This window comes from Micromonospora sp. NPDC049580 (assembly GCF_040675595.1).
GTDB lineage: Bacteria > Actinomycetota > Actinomycetes > Mycobacteriales > Micromonosporaceae > Micromonospora.
The window spans coordinates 1-2,459 of the sequence record NZ_JBFAPG010000679.1; the positions used below are offsets into that span (position 1 = coordinate 1).

The following is a 2,459-nucleotide window of genomic DNA, read 5'->3' on the forward strand; positions in this document are numbered from 1 at the left end:
CAGTTTCCGTTCGCGCCGAACGGAAACTGTCCAAGATCTCCCCGCCGTGTTGTGCCGGTACCAGTGGTCGGGTCAACCTGGGTGGATGGGCCCTAGGCGACGTTCAGTTGGATGTTCCCGATGCGGGCGACGACGTCGAGGTGACCGCCCAGGCCGGTGACGTAGGCACGGAGCGTCTCCAGGCTGGTGTGCTCGCCATTTTCGATCTGGCTGATCCTCGCCTGGGTCAACCCCGCTGCCTCGGCCAACTGGGCCTGGGTCATGCCCAGGTGCTTGCGGATCTCTGCGAGCTGCGCGCCACTCACCGATGCCAACATCTGTTCACGCTGCTGGGTCCGTCGAGCGACCCGGTCTGGATGGTCCCAGGTTGGGTCGAGCTCTCGGGCTTTCGCCTTGACGTCCCGCCAGTCGGCTCCACCGGTCATCGTTGTGTTTCCTTCAGGCTGGTGAGGTGCTCCTGGAACCGCTCGTCCGCCAACCGGACGGCCGTCTCCGATGATCATGCGGACCTCCGTGGAGCCAGCGGATCCAGGCCGCAGCTCCTTCATGTGATGGAACAGGCTGCCCTTGAGTCGATCGACGAGGGGACGCCCAAGCGCCGGACCATGTTCGGCGAGGAGGTCGATGGCCTCGCTGATGAGGTCGGCGTTGCCGGGATCCGTTCTGGGGAGGCCGAGGAACCACTCCTCGACCTCGGGATGAAGTTTGACGTCCCACGTCGGGTCAATATAAGCGCAGCTTATATCAGAAGGTTTGACGACACTCAGTCGAGCGGGACTTCGGCGGCGGTGCGGGCGTGGCGGGCGCTGACCAGGGTCATCGCCCATCCGGCTGCGGCGAAGCCGGCCGCCGCGGCGGTGGCGATGATGGCCAGCCGCCAGGCCGACTCGGTCAGCGCGGTGCCGCCCAGGTGCCCGACCAGCGCCCCGTAGGTGGCCCAGCCCAGCGCTGCGATCGTCTCGTAGAGCGCGAACAGCCGGTACGGATACCGGCTGCGGCCGGCCGAGAAGCAGGCCGCCATGCGCCCACCGGGCACGAACCGGCAGAGCAGGATGACCAGCGGGCCGGGTTGGCGTAATCCCTGCGTGACCCGGCTCGCCATCCGGCGGGCCCGGCTGGGTTCGGCGTGCCGGGGCGCCCGCCGGTCCGGTGCGCCACGGCCGAGCAGGTAGCAGGCGAGGTCTCCGGCGAACACGCCGAGCGCGCCGACGGCGATGGTGACCGGCAGGCTGAGGCCGCCATACACGGTCAGCGCGCCGCTGGTGATCATGACGATCTGGGTGGGGATCACCGGCACGAAGGCGTCCGCGATCAGCAGGCCGAGCAGCACCAGGTACGCCCACGTCGGCGACGCGACGTCAGTCAGTAGTTCGGGCACGCCTGCCACCTCGCCGGATGCGGCCTATTGGGTGTCTCGAGCCTGACGGCGTGTCCGGCGTCACCGTGGACAGCCCCGTCCCGTCGTGACCGTCGACACCACGGGGCCACCCCGTTCCAACGAGGCGAACCGCCCTCGGGTGACGGCTCGGCGGCTGTCCCACGGCGGCCCGAGGCGGTCGGCGGATCGGCGTCCCTCGGCGTACCGTGGGCGGCGCGGCCCAGCACGTCGGGTCCCCCGTTCCTGACGATTCGGGTCGCCCAGGGCCGCCGGCGGGTCCCGCGCCGGCGGCCCGTCCCCTCTCCCACCGCCGCAAATCCGGGTGCGTCCTCGACCGCCCGAGGAATAACGTCGCCGTATGCGCAGCGCGGTAGTGATGACGACGACGCCGGGTGTCCCCGGCGTGCCGCTCTGACGTAACCACCGTCGACCAGGCCCCGGGGCGATCCGCCCCGAGGGCCGCGCGGCGTTCGGTGTCCAGGTCGCCTCCGGGTCGTCCCCGATCCAGGAGCCCGACATGATCGACCACCGCAAGCTCGGCCGTGAGCTGGAGCTGTTCGTCTCCGATCCGCTGGCCGGCGCCGGCCTGCCCATCTGGCTGCCGGCCGGCGCCGCCGCCCGGCACGCCGTCGAGGAGTACGTCCGGGACCTGGAGCGTCGCTCCGGCCATCAGCACGTCTACTCGCCGCCGCTGGGCAAGCGCGAACTCTTCGAACTCTCCGGCCACCTGGGCTACTTCGCCGACGACATGTTCCCGCCGATGCGGCTCAGCGCCGACGACGAGTTCGTGCTCCGCCCGGCGCTCTGCCCGCACCACGCGCTGGTGTTCCGCGCCCGAGGCCGCTCCTACCGGGAGTTGCCGCTGCGGATCGCGGAGCTGGGCGGGATGTACCGCTCGGAGCGCTCCGGCGTGCTCGGCGGGCTGTCCCGGGTACGTGCCATCTCGCTCAACGACGCGCACACCTTCTGCGCCCCGGACCAGGTCGGCGCGGAGGTCGTCGAGATCCTCCGGCTGATGCGCGCGGCGCACGCCGCGCTCGGCGTCCGCCCGGCGGGGTTCCGGCTGTCGCTGCGCGGGCCG

The 2,459-nt window shown here is 70.9% G+C and carries 3 protein-coding genes; 1 reads left to right on the forward strand and 2 read right to left on the reverse strand.

Features of this window, described 5'->3' with window-relative positions; genetic code table 11:
• Positions 1–92: 92 nt before the first annotated feature.
• Together AB0J68_RS30905 and AB0J68_RS30910 are read right to left on the reverse strand one after the other, a co-directional pair.
• A complete protein-coding gene (locus AB0J68_RS30905) occupies positions 93–827 on the reverse strand; it encodes a helix-turn-helix domain-containing protein (RefSeq protein ID WP_363942271.1) in 735 nt (244 codons plus the stop codon).
• The gene (locus AB0J68_RS30910) at positions 764–1,378 is read right to left on the reverse strand and encodes a DedA family protein (protein WP_354854003.1); all 615 of its coding nucleotides are present in this window, start codon (positions 1,376–1,378) and stop codon (positions 764–766) included. Before AB0J68_RS30910 ends, AB0J68_RS30905 begins: the two co-directional genes overlap by 64 nt.
• Positions 1,379–1,895: 517 nt before the next feature.
• Between AB0J68_RS30910 and AB0J68_RS30915 the strand changes: the two genes are divergently transcribed.
• A partial coding sequence (locus AB0J68_RS30915) for an aminoacyl--tRNA ligase-related protein (protein ID WP_363942274.1) occupies positions 1,896–2,459 on the forward strand: 564 nt, incomplete at its 3' end.